Source organism: Nocardia sp. NPDC050406, from assembly GCF_044459025.1.
Classification (GTDB): Bacteria; Actinomycetota; Actinomycetes; order Mycobacteriales; family Mycobacteriaceae; genus Nocardia.
Genome location: NZ_JBITIM010000003.1, coordinates 380,078 through 398,927, shown reverse-complemented (window position 1 = coordinate 398,927; position 18,850 = coordinate 380,078). Strand labels below are relative to the sequence as shown.

3 protein-coding genes are annotated in these 18,850 nt (G+C 70.7%); all 3 read left to right on the top strand.

The genetic code is table 11. The features are described 5' to 3' along the window. Positions 1 to 20: 20 nt before the first annotated feature. On the top strand, positions 21 to 16,727 hold the full coding sequence (locus ACIBH2_RS25270; protein WP_397121701.1) for a hypothetical protein: 16,707 nt from the start codon (positions 21 to 23) through the stop codon (positions 16,725 to 16,727). 109 nt (positions 16,728 to 16,836) lie between these two features. Beyond that, positions 16,837 to 17,118, top strand: a complete 282-nt coding sequence (locus ACIBH2_RS25265) for a hypothetical protein (protein ID WP_397121699.1) — start codon at positions 16,837 to 16,839, stop codon at positions 17,116 to 17,118. 81 nt (positions 17,119 to 17,199) lie between these two features. Then, positions 17,200 to 18,792, top strand: a complete 1,593-nt coding sequence (locus ACIBH2_RS25260; protein WP_397121697.1) for a hypothetical protein — start codon at positions 17,200 to 17,202, stop codon at positions 18,790 to 18,792. Positions 18,793 to 18,850 lie beyond the last annotated feature (58 nt).

Sequence of the window (18,850 nt, the reverse complement as noted above, 5' to 3'; positions counted from 1 at the left end):
GGCGAGGTGGAAACCCGCACATGATCGAACTGCCCGGGGAGCTCGAATGGCTGGGCTGGATCGTCGGCATGGAGTGGCCCGAGGGCAATGAAGACCAGATGTGGGCGCTGGCCGGGGACTGGAAGGCCGCCGCCGACGGGCTGAACAATCTCATGTCGGCGATCGACGACGCCGAATACGCCACTCTCGCTTCCTATCCCGATGGCAAGGGCAGCGAGGCCATGGCGGAGCTGTTCGCCGCGCTGAAGGGCGTCAAGGCCACCGGCGGCGAGGAGAGCCTGGCGCTGCCTGATCTGGTGAAGTACTTCGCGGAGACCGGCGAGAACGTCTACCAGGTCGGCACCGAGATCGAATACACCAAGCTGATGTTCTACTCGTCGCTGGCGCTGCTGGCGGCGGAATTGATCGCGGCCTGGATATTTCCGCCCTTCGGCCCGGCGCTCGAGGCGATCGCGCTGGCGGCCGGGCGTATCGCGGTGCGGCTCATCGGTCAGGCGGCGGTCAATGCCATCAGGGGCTGGGTGACCCGCTTCCTGAGCGCTGCCCTGGTCAAGTTCCTGCTCAAGCACGTCGCCATCGATTTGACGCTGGGCACCCTGCAGGAACTGGGAATTCAGCAGTACCAGGTGTCGAAGGGGCACCGCAAAGAGATCGATATGACCCAGCTCGTGGTCACCATGGTGGGTGCGGCGGCGGGCGGTGCGGCGGCGGGGCCGATGGGCGATGTCGTGGGCAATGCCATGCGGCGCAACGGGACCAACCAGTGGCTGACCTCCGCCACCACCGGGCTCACGGCCGGATTGGCCGGTGCCACAGCGGGTTTCGCGGCGGGCACCGGCGCGCAGTACGTCGCCGATCTCATCAAGTACGACGGTGATTTCGCCAAGGCCAACGAGGGTTTGGCCAACGCGTTCAAGAACTTCGATCCGCGCATGCTCACCGCGGGCGCGTCCAACGGCCTGATGTCGGGCCTGAACAAGAACGCGGCCAACAACTTCTGGCATCCTCGGCTCAATACCCCGCCCAGCGGTATGCGGGTGGGGAATATGCCGCTCATGCCGTCCGGGGCCGGTGGGCCGGGAACCGGTGCGGGTCCGGGGACCGGTGCTGGCGGTGGGCCGGGCAGTGGTGCCGGGGGCGGTGCCAACAACGGCGTGGGCGGTGGATCCGGGAGTGGGTCGAACAACACCGGCGGCGGTGCCGGGCGCGGTGGCGGTGACGGCGGCGGATCAGGGCGATCCGGGAGTGACACTTCCGGGGACAACCGGGCGCGCGCCCAAGGCAGCGACAATTCCGGGTCGGGTAGTCAGCGCGGGGACAGTTCCGACGGTCAGCGCGGCGAGAGTTCGGGCGGTCAGCGCGGCGACGACTCGGGATCGAGCAACCAGCGCGGTGAGGGCGGCGACCGGACCGGTGAATCGGGCGGCGATTCGGGTCGTGGTGACGGCGCGGGCGACAGCTCGCCGAATGGGCGCGCCGAGGACGGTTCATCGGCGTACCAGCATCACGGTGCACCGGGGACACCCGGCGATACCGGCGCTCCCGCCGCCAGCGGGGCCGGATTGCCCTCCGGTGCAGGGGATTCCGGTGTAGCCGGACCAGCTTCCGGCGGCCCGTCCCAGGCTGCCGGGCCGAGCGCCGGTCCGGCGCAATCGGCGGGTCCCGCTCAGGCGGCGGGCCCGGCACAGGCGGGCCCCGCGGCCACGCCCGCGCAGGCCGGTACGCCCGGAAGCGGCGCGAACACGCCCGCGCAGACCCCGAACGCGGGCGCGAACACCCCGCGCGCCGGTGACGTGCGCATGCCCGGATCGGTGGAGGGCGGCGGCGAAACGCGTGCCGGGACCGCCGCGAGCACCCCCGAGGCCGGAGCCGGTCAGCCGGGCCTCCCGGTGAAGGCGGGGTCGACGGGCGACGAGGTGACCGGGGGAGCGCGGGACACGGCGGCGCAGTCCGCACAGGACGGCCAGCAGGTGGTCGGCGAACCCGAAACCCCGTCCGGTGCAATGCAACCGTCCGCCCCGCTGGCGGGTGAGGCGTCGCCCCCCGCCGCGACGGCGGGCAAGGACGAGATGCCAGCCGGTACAGACGAGTCGCCGGGCGATAGGGACAGGGCCGCAGCCGACCAGGACAAGGCGGCTGATCGGGACGCGGCAGCCGACCGGGAGAAGGCGGCTGATCGGGACGCGGCGGCTGACCGGGAGAAGGCGGCTGATCGGGACGCGGCAGCCGACCGGGAGAAGGTGGCCGGTCAGGACGAGGCGACTCGCCAAGACAAGGCGGCTGACCGTGACCAGGCGTCGGCCGACGGGGACAAGGCCGCGGCCGACAAGGGCAAACCGGCGGCCGCCAAGGATGAGTCAGCGGCCGACCAGGATTCCGACGGTGTGCGGCCGGACGACGACACCGCGAACCAGGATCGCTCTCCAGGAACCACCGGCGACGTGCTGGTGGCTCCGCTGCCCGCCGCCACGCCCGGTGGGGACTCCTCCCCGTCGAATCGCCGTGCTCGCGCCGCCGAAGAAAATTCGGCCGAGCCCCGCCCGCAGGGCGAACCCGAGGCCGACGGACCCGCCACACCGAAGGCCGACGACGGCACCGACGACGCGCTCGCCGGGGAAGCCCCCGAATCCGAAGGGGCGCAGACACGGGACGATCCGGATAACCCAGTCAATCCGGCCGTCCAGGCCCTGGCGTCCATCAAGGACGCCACCGGCGGGGACTACATCCTGCTGCCCGATTACGAGATCGGCGCGGATGGCATGTCCCTCGACGAGGTCACCGTCGCGGCAGGTGCCGACCTACAGCGGTTCTCGAACCTGCGGGCCATCGCCGAGACTTTGCGAGCGCAGGCCGCCGCACTACGCGAGCAGGGACTGCCCGACAACGTCTACGCGTTCGTGGTCGACGATCACGGCGACCGAGGCGCGCACCCCTACGTACTCGCCTTCGAGGGCGGCGACATCATCGTGCGCGACCCCGCCAACGGCATCGACGGCCCGCTCTCGTCCGACATGCCGCGCAAACCCAAGCGCACCTACGGAATTCTGTTCGGCCCCGACGGCAAAGCACTCAACCCGATCTCCCCGCGCCAGCGGCTCGCGCTGGCCATGCGCGCCGCCGAGGCCCGCGCCGGGGACCCCTCGTCCGCGCAACCCAAGACCGACGGCCCTCCCGACCGGACCCCGCCGAAAACGCCTGAGGCGCAGGACAACGACGGCGGGCCGCGCAAAGACACCGATGAGTCGCGCACGCCGGAGCCGAAAGCCGCAGACGATTCGCAGGGGAAGCCCGCGAAAACGCCGGAGACGCAGGATGATAACGGCGCCCCGCGCAAAGACACCGACGAGTCGCGCACGCCGCAGCCGAAGGTCGGGGACGATTCGGAGCGGGCTCCCGCGAAACCGCCTGAGGCGCAGGACAACAACGCGACCCCGCCCAAGGAAGGCGAGCCCGACAACGAGTCCGGTGCGCAGCGCGAGCCCGACGGTGCCCCGCCGTCCGAGCCGGACGCCGGTGACGGGTCCAAGAAGCCGGGTGACGAGCTCCCGGCCAACGACGGCTCCACGCCCAAGCCGACCGCGGACGGCGGAGGCGGGCAGCCGCCGCTCGGTCCGCCGCCGACCCCGGCCGCGAGCGATCCGGGCGATGGCGACGGCACCGCGAAACCGGGTGACACCAAGCGCGTGAAGCTCGACGTGGACGGTGAGAACGTCGATGTCACAGTCCGTTTGGGTGAGGACGGCAAGTGGCGGGTGGTGCCTCCGGAGAGCGAGGGCGATCCCACCAAGAACGAGGGTGCGCTGGAGCCCCGTCCCACGCACCTGCCGACCCCGGCGGACGGCAATCGCACACTGCGGCAACGCATGCGCGACTGGTGGCAGGGCGTTCGCCGGGACTGGCAGCAGGCCAGGGAACAGGGCCTGCTGCGACAGCGGCTCGAGGAGCAGCTGCGGCCCTCCATGGCGGGCTACGACGGCTCGAATCCCAAGTACCCCTCCGGATCCGGGTTCGACGGCCAAGGCCAGACGGTGCTGTCGGATATGGCGGGAATCACCGATGGCAGTGGCTCGGGCAGCTTCAACCCGGCGCGCATTCTCAAGGAGATCGCGACGCTGTGGCGGCGGCGCGAGAACGCCCCGAGCATCCTGAAGTGGCTCACCAGCCGCACCCCCGACGAATCCGGCGACACGCCCCCGGCCATGATCTCCGACGACGAGGAGTACCGGTACTGGATCGACGAGGCCGACCCCGAACTCCTCGCCGAGATGGAGGAGGAGCTCAAACTCGCCGGATTCCTCGACCCCGACGAATCACTGCTCCCGCCGACCCGCGAGACCCCCGAGCTACCGCCGGGACCGGTTGCGCCGGAGGAGAATTCGACACCCGCTCCGGCAGACACCGATGCGGCGCCCACCCCCGAGCAAGAGCTCATGGACGCAGCGCGAAAGTTCGGTATCGAGCTGCCGAACACCGACCCCCGCACCGTCGCCGAGGCGCTGGCGCAGGAGCAGTACCGCAATGCCCGCCGCGCCGCGGCCATCGAGGGGCTCTCCGAGGCGGCCCGCCGCTACATCGCCGAGAACGCCCGCCTGCCCTTCAGCGACCAGGTCGCCTACAACGACCTCAACCCGCTGGACCGCTACCTGCGGGAATTGGCCGCCGCCAACGGCGAGGGCGGGACGCTGCTGCGCTGGGACGGCGTCAACAACGGCGGCGAACCCGGCCCTACCTGGGCCGATCCCCACGAGATCGAGGTACGCGACCCGGATCGCGGCGGACCGGGCGACGCCGACCACTACACCAATGCGCTGCGCCGCGATCAGCTCAGCGACGAGCGCTCGGTATGGGCGCAGCTGTTGGGGGTGGATCTGGCCGATCTGGGCCTGCGCGACGCCGCCGACATCCGGCCCGACGAGGCCGCGCGGGCGCTGCTCGACCTGCTGACGCCGGATCAGGCGGTCGGCTTGCTGCGCGACCTCGACGTCAACTTCCTCTCCGACATGTTGTCCCGATTGCCCTCGGACGCACTGCGTTCGGTGCTCTCGACGGTCGATCCGGCGGTCTTCGACTACGTCCGCCCCGGCTGGACCGCCGACGAGATCGCCGCGGACCTCTCGGCCATGGACCCGGAGACCGTCGAGCCCTATCTGACGCATCTGGGCGAGGACGGATTGGCGCGCGTGCTCGCCGGACTCGACCACGCGCAGCTCACCGACCTCCTGGCGGCCGTCAGCGGGCCCGACCGCGCGGAAATCCTGGCGGGACTCGGGCGCGAGGACCTCTCCCGCGTCCACGCCGAACTCTCCACCACCCGGCTGGAGGACGCGATTGCCCGGCTGCGCGACGAAACCGCCGACCGCGCAGGCGAACTCGCGGACTTCACCGATGCGGCCGCGCCGTTCGTGCGCGACGACGACCCCGCCCGCCGCGATCATCTGCTCGACGAATGGATCAACGCGCAACCCGACGGGCAGCCGCTCGGCGACGGGGTGCTGCGCCTACCCGACCCGACCGGCGGCCCGGATCGCATCGTGGTCTTCGACGGGGACGCGGCACTGGCCGACACGCTGGCCAACCATCCCGATGTCGCACGCGCGGTGAACGACGGCGACGCGGTCGTCGACTACCGCGACGCGTGGGTCGACCGCACCGGCCAGCTGCGAGTCGATCCCGTTGAGACGCCGCAGGTTCGGCATATCCGCGAGACGGTGGACGGCCAGGAGTTGCCGGTGACGCTGGTGCGTGACGGCGACGGCGACGCTTGGCGTCCGGTGCCGACCTCGGAGCTCACACCCGAGCCCCCGCTGCGCCCGGCCAGCGAACTGCGCGACGAAATCCTGCGCCTGGCAGACGAATTGGGTGTGCCCCGCGCGGATCTCGGCCTGGACGACTCCGATCCCGAGCGGTCGCGCCGCGCGGTCGCCGACGAACTGCTGCGCAATGCCCTGCGCGCCGCCCAGATCGAGGGCCTGGCCGACTTCGCCCGCACCGCATGGGATATCGAGACCTTCTTCGACGTCACCGCCAGGCGCGATCAGCTCGCCACCCGCCTCGGCATCGCCGATCTGAGCGCGATGACCCCGCAACGCATCGCCGAACTGCTCTGCGATCCGCGTCAACCGGACGCGCTCACCCGCCAGCGCCTCGACGATCTGGCGAATTACGCGTCACAGCTGCGCAAGAGCATCGACTCCGACGCCGTGCTCGCGGCCCGCGATCGGCTCGCCCGCGCGCTCGGCCTCGATCCCGAAGAGCTGTACCCGGCCAAGTACCTGAAGGGCGACGACAGCTACTTCCAGGACCGAGGCGAGACGCACGACCCGCGCCAGCTCCTCTACGCGCGCCACGGCGACACCACCGGCATCGACGGTCGGGCGCTGGCCAACGCGCTGGATCTGGCGCATTTCGAGGGCCGGAATTCGCAGGCCGAGGCCGCGTTCGCGGACTTCCTGCGGACGCTGTTGGACGTCGATCCCTACACCGACATCACACGCGGTGACCGCAGCGCCGATCCGCGCGCCGCCGACGGTGAACTCCGGATCCACGACTCCACCGCCCCACGCCATATTCGAGACCTCCTCGGCGACCCGCGCGCCTTCGCCGATGCCCTCGGCGACGGACGGCAGGCGGGCGACCCCACCACCGCGGCCGATGGCGTACCCCAGCCCAGCCGCGACTGGTCCCGCATCATCGGTGTCGACGTCTTCAATGCCACCCCGGAGCAGCTCGCCGAGGTGTACGAGGCCTACCGCGACGGCAAGATCGAGAAGCACGAGGGTCTCACGCCCGAAGAACTGGCCGATCTACAGACCCAGCTGCGCGCGGAGGCCCGCGATCGGGCCGCGGCCCTGTCCGACCTCGCCGATCTGGCCGAGCAGTACCACCGGCGCGCGGCCGAGGAAGCCGCCGTCGACAATGCGGGGCAGCGCGAAAACGCCACTCGGACAAGGGATGCCGCCCAAGCGGACTTCGATGCGGCCTTGGCGTCGGCACAAGAGCGCGTCGCCGTCGACGAGGCGGACCTGACGCCGGATCGAGTCGACGACACACTGAGTGATCTGCGGTCGGTGACCTCGGTCTACCCGGAGCCACCGGCCCAGGTGGAGCGCGCGGCGCGCATCGACGCGCTGGAAGACGCGGCGCGGAACCTGCACGCCGCCGAGAGCGAACTCGCCCGCCTGGAGGCCGAGGCCGACCGGTTGGAGCGACAACTCGCCCGACCGGAGGATCCGGCTGTCCAGCGCTACGGTGAGCTTCGCGAGGAACTCGCCTCGGCGCGAGCCGATTTCGACGCGGCTTTGGCGGCGGCGCGCGAGCGGGTCGCCGTCGACGAGGCGGACCTGGCACCCGATCGGTTCCGGCAGACCCTGGACGACCTGCGCGCGGTCACCACACAGCTCCCGGCCCCACCGGCCCAGGTGGAGCGCGCGGCGCGCATCGACGCACTGGAGGAGGCGACGCGCAGGCTGCGTCGCATCGAGGCCGAAATGGACCGGCTGCGACCGCATGCCGACTGGGCGCGCACCCGCATGGAACAGGATCTCGCCGCGGCCACGCGGGAGCATGACGAGGCCCGCGCCGCATTCGACGCCGCACGGGCGGGCATTCCGGTCAATGAATCCGACCTCACCCCGGGGCGTCTCGACGAGACCCTCCAGGAACAGCGCGACCGCAGCCGACCGGCGGACCAGGTGGCGCGCTGGGGCACGAGACTCGCCGAACTCGAAGCGGCGGCCCAGCGCTGGCATCTGGCCGAGGCCCAATTGGCCCGCGCACAGGCCGAGGCCGCGCGGCTCGCCGAACTCGTCGGTCCGGCGCCCGCGACAGCGCCCACCCCGCCGCAGTCGCCGAATTCGCCGCAGTCGCCGAATTCGCCACAGCGGCCGGATGATTCGTCGAAGGGGGACCAGGAGGGCCCGGACGAGGATGGGCCGACACCGGCGGCACGGCCGGACGGCCCGTCCCGACCACCGCAGAGCCCCTCGGCCGCCGCGGTGCCGCAGACCGGCGCGGGGGATGGCTCGCCGCCTCGATCCGTTGCGGGGGAAGACGATTCGGCGCGGCAGCCGCGGACCGATACGCCGGAAGAGGCGCGACAGCGGCAGCGGGTTCTCGACATACTCGCCGCCGAGAGCACGGCCGCGGTCCGAGAGCGCGACGCGGCGCGCGCCGCTCTGGACGAGACCATGCGACGGCAGGCACCGGACGATGAAACAGCCGCGGCGCAAAGGCGATTCGACGAGGCCGCCGAACAGGTCGACATTCTGGACCGGGCCATGGCGACCGCCATGGAACGCGACACCCTCCTGACCGCGGACGCACGCCTCGTCACCGATCGCGTGGGCGTCGTGGACGGCGATCCGCCGCACATTCTGGTGGTCGGCTGGACCGAGACCGACGCTGTTCCCGTCTGGGATGCCGCGCGGCAGGAACATCCGGAGTTGAACGAGCTCGCCGAGCGCGGGGTACCCGTGCGGGAGCTGCGGATCGATTACGACGATCAGGGCCGAATCACCGTCACCCCGCGCGAGATTCAGCCGTCCGGCTCGCCGGAGCGGTCGGCGGACCCGCGTGCCCGCATCGACGACATCGCCCGCGATGCCGATCGACAACTCGACGAACTGTTCCGGCAGACACAGGACCGGCTCGACGAGATCGGCCGCCGAGTCGACGCCGAATTCGAGGAACTGCGCCGAAGCATCGACGACGGGCCCGGCGACGCGCCCGATGCCATGCGCGCCCAGCCCCCGCTGTCCGAGCCGAACAATCCGGATGACGGCAAGAACGGCTCCGAGATTCCGCCGCTGGAACCACCTCTCACGCTGTCACCACCCGAACCGGAGACGCCCGGGGATCTGTGGTCCACGCTGGACCGCGCCGAGATCGCCGCAGAACTCGAGCGGCGCTGGCAGATCGAGACCATCGGCTTCGACAGCGTGTACTACGACACCGACGTCATTCGCGAGTACGCGCGTGCGATCGACGACATGCTGTCGCGGTACCCGGCCATCGATGTGCGCCGGTTCGAGATCGGTCCGGCGAGCGAGCCCGGTGCCTATGCCGAGGCGCACCCGGTGACCGGGCCGGACGGGCGGATGCATGCCGAGCGCATAGTCCTGAACGAGCTGTGGGCCGGGGACCCGTTCGGCTTCGCCGAGGCCACCGCTCAGGACGAGTCCGGCGGGTTCCACGTCCGGAACTCCGCTGACCGGCCGGTGTACTCGACCATCGTGCACGAACTCGGGCACGCGCTGGATTACGCCGGGCGCACGGAAGCGCGCGAGGAGGCGATCGATGTCCTGATCGCGCATTTCCAGATGGTGCACGGCAGCCAGGATCCGGTGGCCTTCTTCGCCTGGCTCGACCAGCTCTCGGGCTACAGCCGCGACGCGAACGGCGGACTCAACGCGGGCGAGGCGATCGCGGAGGCCTTCACCGATGTGGTGCTCAATGGCGACAATGCCAGCGAGCCCGCGCAGGTGCTGTATCGCCGCCTGCTCACGGCCGCGGCCGACGCGGAGATGCCGCACGGGTACCCGTCGGATGCCGTGCAGGATCCCGCGGTGGGCCGCCCTCGGCCCGACGCGATGGAACCGAAGGACGAGAACCGCGGCGACGAAGATCTCGACGCTGCGGACCTGGACGACTCGGACCTGGACAACTCGGACCTCGACGACTCGGATCTCGACGACACGGACCTCGAGGACGACGAGGAGTTCGACGACGACTGGACCCCGTTGGACCGCTCCGAGATCGCCGACGAACTCCAGCGGCGCTGGCCACACCTGGATATCTCGGGCTTCGACGACCTCACCGGCGCGGATACCGAGGTGCTGCGCGAATTCGCCCGCGCCATCGACGACATGCTGACCGAATTCCCCGACGTGGACCTGCGCCGCATCGAGGTCGGGCCCGTTCACGGTGACAATCCCGAGGCCTACGCCGAGACCGAGGGCCGCTACGGCCCGGACGGCCGAATCCATCCGGTGCGCATCACGCTGAATACGTTGTGGGCCACCGACCCCGACGGCTTCGCCGATGCTCTCGCGCGCGACGAGGACACTCGTTTCCACCCGCCGGGCTCCGCGGCCCGGCCCACCTATTCGATGATCGTGCACGAATTCGGGCACGCCATGGACCACACCGCGCAGCTCGCCGCCCGCGCCGACGCGTTGGACACCCTGATCGCGTACTTCTCGTCGCGGTACTCGACCGATCCCGTGCAGCTCATGATGTGGCTGAACCAGTTGTACGGCTACAGCTTCGACCGCCAGCACGCCCTCAATCTGGGCGAGGCGCTGCCGGTGGCCTTCGCCGATGTCATGCTCAATGGCGACGAGGCGACCGAACCCTCGCAGGTGCTGTACCACCGCCTGGTCACCGCCCTCGAGGAGGCGCAGCAGGCCCCGCCGCCGTCAGCGGACCCCGGCATCGATGCGGCGCGACGTCACGAGCCGGAACAGCCTGCCGCACAAGACGATTCGACACCGCAGCCGCCGGGCGACGCGATCTCGCCCGACAGCCTGGTCTTCGGCGATGCGCCCGATCCCACAGCCGATTGGTCGCCGCGCCCGGACGATGCCTGGTCCACGCTGGACGGTGAACAGATCGCCGCCGAGCTGCGGGAGCGCTGGGGCCTGGACACCGTCGGCTTCGACAATGGCTCCGTCGATCCCGAGGTCGTGCGCGAATTCGCCCGCGCGGTGGACGATATGCTGTCGCGCTTCCAGGGCGTCGGATTGGACAGCCTCCAGATCGGCCCGCTGGGCGGCTGGTTCACCAACCCGGTCGCGGCCGCCGACGGGAATGTGCGCGATGGCCGGGTCACCGACACCAGCATCATTCTCAATGAATGGCGGGCCTCGGACCCCCTCCGGACCGCGGAGGCCGTGCGCGCCACCGACGCCAGCGGCATGCATGTGCGGGGAAGCGGTGCGCGACCGATCTATTCGACCATCGTCCACGAATTCGGCCACATCATCGACGCCAATGGGCTGCTCGCCTCGCGCGAGGCCGCACTCGACGCCCTGGCCGACCGGTTCACGGCGCTGCACGGCACGCACGATGTCAACGCCTTCATGGATTGGCTGAATCAGCTGCCGCGCTACTGTTTCGATGCCCAGGGCGTGCTGAACCGGACCGAGGCGCTGGCCGAGGCGTTCACCGATGTCGTCCTGAACGGCCCCGAGGCGAGTGAGCCCGCACAGGCGCTGTACCGACTGCTGCTCGACAATGCGCCGCAGGTACGGGACTCGGCCGCGGACCTGTCCGATCCGGGGCAGCGGCGGGAGCCGCACCAGGAGTCGGATGGCCTCGGCGACAACGATTCCCCCCGTGCGGCCGAACCGGAGTGGTCGCCGCGTCCCGACGATCTGTGGTCGGCCCTCGATCCCGGTCAGGTCGCCGATGAACTGCGGCAGCGGTGGGGACTCGAGGTCGACGGTTTCGACAATCCTCGGGTCGACCCGGAGGTGGTGCGGGAGTTCGCGCGTGCGCTGGACCAGACGCTGCGGCAGTACCCGGTCATCGATCTGCGCCGCGTGGAGATCGGGTCGCTCGACGATCCCGAGGTGTACGCCATGGCCTGGCCCGCGCGCGACGCCGACGGGCGGATCTACACCGACCACATCGTGCTCAACGAGCGGTTCGCCGCCGATCCGCAGGACCTGGCGCAGCGCTTGGCCCGTGACGAGGCGAAGGGCATCGTGCCGGGATCCGCCGCGCGGCCGGTGTTCTCGACGATCGTGCACGAACTCGGCCACGGCCTCGACTACGCGGGCGGCATCGCCGCGCAGAACGGGGCCTTCGACGCGCTGATCGCGCACTTCGAGGACACCCGAGGACCGATCGCCACCGACGCCGATGTCCAGGCGTTCAAGGATTGGCTGAAGGGGTTGAGCCCCTACGGCTTCGACGGAAACGGCCGATTCCATCCGATCGAGGCGCTGGCGGAGGCCTTCGCCGATGTCGAGATGAACGGCAGCAGGGCCAGCGAACCCCATCAGGTGCTGTACTGGTCCTTGCTGGATGCGGCTGAGCGGCAATGGAATTCCGCTCGGACCGGTGACGACGCCCCCGAACCGGGTGCGCGGCACGAGCCCGACGATGGCGAGGAACCACAGCACGCGCCCGATTCCGGTGCGCCACAGAATGATCCGGATGCCCCGGCGGTCCGCGACAACTACGACGAGTTGCTGCAACAGCGCAAAGAGCTGGTCCGAGAGCTGGAGTTCTGGCGGGCCAAACGCGATGCGCGCATCGGGCGGCTGCTCGACGGCATCGATCCCGAAGCCGCCCTGGGCACCCGAGAGGCGCTGGCGCAGAACGTCCTTCGGCTCTACGACGAACTCGGTATTCGCACGGTGGATATCGACGGTGCGGGCGACGAAGGACCTCGGCAGCTGCGCGAACCCGCCGGAACGGAGGAGATCGCCCACCGCCGCGAGGCCCTGCGCAAACTTCTCGAGGCCGCCCGTCAGGTGCACGACCTCCAGGACGAGGTCAACCGGGTCGACCGCGAGATGCGGGAGCTGGAGCGCACCGGGGCGATCGAGCATCGGCCGCTGCCCGATGAATTGCGGGTCGAGCACGAGCGGCTCGCCCGCGAGCGCGGCGACGAACTGATGCGCATCAAGCCGACCCGACGGGTGCGCGACGACTTGGCCGCCCGGTTCGGGCTGGTGGACGAGGACGGATCGGTCGACGAGGCGGCCCTGAGCCCCGAGCGGCTGCCCCAGACCCTCGACGATCAGCGCGCCCGCCACCCCGACGATCCCGACCTGGATCGGCTCGTGCGGGCGGCGAACGATGTGAACTTGGCGCACAACCGAATCGGTCGGCTCCAGGACGAGATGGAGCGCGTCACGGCGGCGTACCGACAGCTCGCCGAGAGCGAAGGCGCGCGCATGGTCACCGATCGGGTGGCCATTGTGGACGGCGATCCGCGGCGGATCATCGTGTTCGGTCCGCGCGACGAACTCGTCATGGGGCCCGACGGTATGCCGCGGACGCGGCCGAACGCGGATCTGGACCGGGCGCTGGCGCAGGCGTTGGACTACAGCGCCGCGGTGGCGCAGGCCATGGTGGATCCGAGCACCGTCGTGGAGTACCGGCAGGTGCTGGGGGACCGGACCGGTGCCGGTCGAGTGGTGGACGCGCCGCCGCCGAGGGTGGAGCACCTGGTCTCCGGCTGGAATGGCGGATACCGGTTCCACAGCACCAGATGGCGTGACGGCGAAGGGAATTGGCATCCCGTCGACCCGACGCGGCCGGACTGGGTCACCAACCGCGATCCCGGCAATGTGCCGAAGGAGTACCAGGAGCGCGATCTGCCGGAAGGGGTGAGCGGCTGGGCGGTGGACCGCGTACAGGCGGCGGTCGTCGACCCGTTCGTGGATCCCGCTGCGGGACAACCGAATACCGGTATCAACAAGGATCTGCTGCCGCACATCCCGGGCGGTTCGGAACCCGCGGGGGTGCCGCCGGGAATGGATATGTACACGCTGCCGTACGCGGACGCGGCCTCCAATGTCATGCGCGTCATCCTCGAGGTGGCGAAGCTGAGCGGTTTCACCTGGTACGCCGACCCGGAGCATCCGGGGCGGATTCGCCCGGGCTTCAAGGGACATCCGCTGTTCCGGACCCAGCAGGGCGAGATCCAGCCGATGGCCCGCGAATTCGATCCGGCCGAGCACGTCGACGACCGGGGTGAGCTGTCGGAGAGCTTCAAGCAGCGGCGGGAGCAGGCGGCGCGGCGCTGGGCGACGGTGCAGCAGTGGGCCGACGAGCAGTACCGCGCGTTCCGCGACGACCTGGCGAACAACGACTGCGGCACCATCGCCCGCAATCTCGCCGCCTACCGCGACGCCCAGGACGGCGGCCTCTCCGACTTCGTCGACCGCGTGCACGCCGAACTGGCGGCGCGCCCCGACGCCAACCCCGCCGACGTCATCCTCGACCTGGTCTTCGACGGCGGCGACCTCTCCGACGACGTCCGCGACCTGATCGCCGACCTGCGCCAGGAACTCGACCGCTTCCCACCCGACGACCGCGACGCGTTGGCGCGGGCCGTCACCGACGGTCTCGCCGCCGCCATGGCCGAACACATCCCCCCGGTCTTCACCCGCGCCGAACTCGAACTGATCAAAGACCACCTCATGCGCCTCCCCCGCGGCCGCCTGGACCCGGTCACCGGCCAGTTCGTCAAATCCCCCCTCGACGCGGTAGCCGCCGTAGCCGAAGCCTGGCACCGCCTCATCGACGGCACCCCCCTCCCCTCCGACCTCCTCCTACTCCAGGACGCCCTGGCCGAAGCCAAGTACCTCCAAGACCACCCCGACGCCACCTGGAAGGAAGCCAACGCCTGGGTAGCCGCCCTCGAAGGCCTCCACTGGGACGCCGCCCGCCCACCCCTCACCGGCGACCGCGCCGGAATCCCCTACGAACCAGCCCCCCTCCCCAAACCCCAACCCCTCCTACCACCCCGCACCCCCAACAACGCCCTCCCACCCACCCAACCCCCCGCCGCCACCCCGCCGTCGCAGGGCGGTGAATCCCCGCTGCCTCCGGCCGAATCGAAGCCGGAGGGTAAGTCGCAGCAGGACCCCACCGCGCCGGAAGCGGGCAGCTCACCTGAACTGGGCACTCCGGCAGCGGAGAACCCCACGCAGCACGATCCAGCCAACCCCGAAGCAGCCCCGCAACCATCCGCCACGTCGCCTGCGGAAGGCGGCGAATCCGGCCGTCCTCCAGTCGAATCGGAGCCGGAGGGCGTGCCGCGGCACCATCCCGCCACCCCAGAAACAGGCAAGTCGACCGAACGGGGCACCCGCGCGGTTGGACAGAGCCCGCCGCCAGGCCCCACGCAGCAACCACCTGCCCAGCCGCCGGAAGCTGCGCCGCCGGTACAGGGCGGCGAATCCCCGCTGCCTTCAGTCGAATCGACGCCGGAAGGCGCGCCCGAGCACGATTCCACTGCCGACGTGCGGAAGTCGGCGGAAGAGGAGGCCTCAGCAGCGGGGCCGATCCCGCCATCATCGGGCCCCGCCACGCGACCACCGGGTGAATCGTCGGTGGAGAGTGAATCCCCTCTTCCGTCAGGGGAATCGGCGGCGGAGGGCGGGCCGCGGCGCGATCAGGCCGCGCCCGAAGCGGGTGCGTCGCCCGATGAGGACACTCGGGCAGCCGGGGAGAATCCGGCCGGGCCGGGTGGGACGGCCGGTGGCACGGGGGAGTCCTCCGGACCCGATGCTGGTGGGCAGCAGCCGAATCGGCCGCCGGAGGGGCGGCCGGGGGAGCCTGATCCGAAGTATTGGACCTACCGCTCCCACCTGCCTCGGTTCCCGCGCGACCTCGATGTCGACTTCGCGGACTACACGCCCGCCCCGCCGCAGGACCTCTATCCGTGGGAGCTTCCTCCGGAGGACCGGCCAGAGCCCCCGCGTCCGCCGGAGCCCCCGCGCCCGCCGGAGCCCCCGCGTCCGCCGGAACCGCCGCGACCGCCCACGCCGCCGAATGTCCCGGAACCGCCGCGACCGCCCACGCCGCCGAATGTCCCGGAACCACCGCGACTGCCGACGCCGCCGCAGTTGCCGGACCCGCCGCGTCCGCCGACGCTGCCGGAACCGCCGCGTCTTCCGGAACCCCCACGTCCGCCGGAACCGCCGCGTCCGCCGTGGCCTCCGCGTCCGCCGTGGCCTCCGCGTCCGCCGGAGCTACCGGATGTGCCGGATCTGCCTCGGCCGCCGGAGCTTCCACACCTGCCGGAGCCCCCGCAGCTGCCTGAGTGGCCGCAGTTGCCTGAGTGGCCGCAGTTGCCGGAGCCGCCGCAGGTTCCGGAGTTGCCGCAGCTGCCCGAGGTGCCGCGGCCCGAGTTGCCTCAGGTGCCTGAGGTGCCGCAGCTTCCGCGTCCGCAGCAACCCGAGTTCCCTTGGCCGCCAACCGGTTCGGGGTCGTCCGATGGTGCCCCTGCGCCGTCGCAGCCGCCGTGGCTTCCGGAATATCCGGGGGCGGCCACTACACCTAACGGTGGTCACGGGTTGCCGTCGGCTGGTTCTTGGCCGCCGCCGGTGTCGCCTGAGGGTGGGCCGCCGCTGAGTCATCGGCCGGAAGGGGAGGCTCCGGGTACGCAGCCGTATGTGCCTGGGCCGCACGGTGTTCCGGAGGCTCCGGATCGGCCGCACGCGCCGGGAGGCACACCGGAGCGCGCCGCGACGCCGAATGGCTCGGGTATGCCTCCGGGTGGCGTGCCGCCCATGATGCCGCCGCCGGTGGCGTCCCCACCCGCCAATCAGCGGGGGAGGCAGCGGTTCCCGCGTGCCTCGGGTGCGTCGAACGGTGGGTCCGCCGTCTACCTGGGTCGGCATGGCGGGTGGGGTGAGTTCGGGACGCTCGATCTCGCCACGGGCGAGTTCCGTTCGGCTCCGAGTGTCGCGGGCGCGCTGTCGGGTGTGTACGGCGAGCTCGACGGTGTGCCGGTGATCTTCTACCGTGATCCCCAGCACGGCCTCATGCTGCGGATCGCGGATCAGACCGTCGCCCTCGACCGGCTGGGCGCGGACGCCGAGTGTCGGCCCACCCCTGACGGTTTCACCCGCCTGGTGGTGCGCATCGCCGGAAATCCGCACTACGAGCTCCGGTATCGACCGGTCGACCCGAATGCGGACCTCGGCCTGCTCATTCAGAGCGTGCTGGCCGATCCGAACCGTCGGACGGGGATCTTCTCCTGACCGGACGGGTACCGACGGAGGGTTCGCCCAAACATAGGATTCCGGCCACCACACGGCCACCCGAGATATGCCATGCTGGCACCGGATCGAGAGACGAGGAGGGACGCACGTGCGCAGTGGTCGCCCGAGCGTTGAGCAGTTGCAGCGAAATTTCCATTCGGTGCTCGCCGATGTCATGGACGGGCGTGGCGTGCGCACCGAAACCGGCCTGGACCAGGACACCGAGACCGCGCTGTGGGCCATTGCCCGCGCCCACCCGAATATCTCCGATGAACTCGTCGGCGCCGCCTACCGCGCCTTCTCCGGCCAACTCGACGGCAGCAACGCCGCCCGCTGGCGCGACGAGGTGGCCCGCAAACTCGCCGAGCGTCGGCCGACCTCGGACAATTAGGCCCGGATACGGCACCAGCAGTTCCCACGCGCGCCCGGGCGGGCCGCGCACTCGTTCGATCGCCGAGGAGACCATCGCGTCGTGACCAGACTTGACGATGAGGCCCGCGACCTCCGCGTCCCCGCCGACCAGGCCCCCGAAGACCCGATACCGGAGCTATCGCGGCCGCACACCCCTGCCCAGCCCGCCGACGTCGACTTCATGGAGACCCTCGGCGACGATGCACCGGATATCGGCTTCACCCTGACCGGCGGCTCACCGACCCCGGAGCCCGAACCCGAACCGGAACCCGATGTCGCCGAACAGGCCAAGGCGCTCAACCGCCGCATAGCCGCCGAACTGGTATCCGCGGCCCCGCCCGGCTGGCAGCAGCTGCACGCCGTCTTCGCCTCCACCGTGGCCGCCGAATTGACGCGGGTGCTCTTCTCCAATGGCGAGAACACGGTTCAGGTCCAACCCCCGGCGGGCGCGATCTCCCTGGTGCGTGAGCAGCGTGACCTCGCCGCACAGCTGGGCGACGGCCCGTGGTGGCGAATGACCCTGTCGCTCAGCGCTTCCGGGCAACTGGATGTCGAATACGACTACGGCGACGAGCCTTTCCCGGACGACCAGCTCTTCGCGCCGGAGGCATACCGCGCCGATCTGGAGACGTATCCCCGTGCGCGCCTGCCAGTCTGGCTGGCGGCCTACATCCGCAACGAAGGCCGCCAATCCCGCAGCCCGCAGCAAGCGGCCGTAGCGGCCCGCTCCGACCTGGCCGCCGGTATCCGACCCACGCGGTCGGACAACGACTTTCCCGACTTCCCCGAGATGTGGGTGCGGTGGGCCATCATCTCGGCCGCTTTCGTCGCCTGCAAATCCCAGTGGGGCCCAAGGGTTCTGGCCTCGCTCGGCCTCTTCGAAGGCGCACGGCGCAGCGGTTCCACCCTCTACGCCCTCCCCGGCGGCCGCGCCGTCCTCTCCGGCGGCGTCTGGAACGCCCCGGAACTCGACGCCGCCTACAACGACGGCGCTCCCATGCCCCAGCTCTACGCGGGCGCACCGGAGTGGATCGCGAACCCGGTCCTCAATCCCCGCGCCGCCACCGGCCTGCTCTCCTTCTGCTACTGGTGGGACAACGGCCGCTGGTACCGCGGTGATTCACCGGCCGCCGCCGCGCTGGCCAGCGCGCTGCCCGGCATCTGGACCGTCGACACCGTCGTCGACGTGGTCTCCGCCCTGATCGCCGACGAGCCCACCGCCGACCAGCGCGCCGCGGTATCGGCCCTGGTCACGGCGGCCGAAGCGGGCGTCGCGAACCGTGCGCTGGTCGCCGAAACCTTCGGCGACACCGAACGTTTCGACGTCGACGGCGCGCTCTACCAACTCACCGTGGCCGGTGTGCTCGCCGACGCCGCGAATCCCATGCCCCGTCTGGAGGCGATCGACCAGGTGCGGCGACACATTCGCGACACCGGCCTCGAAGCGCCCGGATACACGGCGGAGAACCTGCGCGCCGAGCGCGTCAGCGTGGGCTGGATGGTCTACGCACCCACGCCGCCCGGCGAGCTCTCGATCGGCCGCACGCTGTTCTACATCGCCGATGACGGTGTGCTGGAGCGTTCTTCGTCCGCGGTGGCGCCCGCGGTGTTCATGGCCGATTTCGAGCGGCGCTTCGCTGAGCGTCATCCGTAACGACGACCATCACAAGAGTGGATGACTCGTGTTGACACACAGTATGTTCGAGGGACAG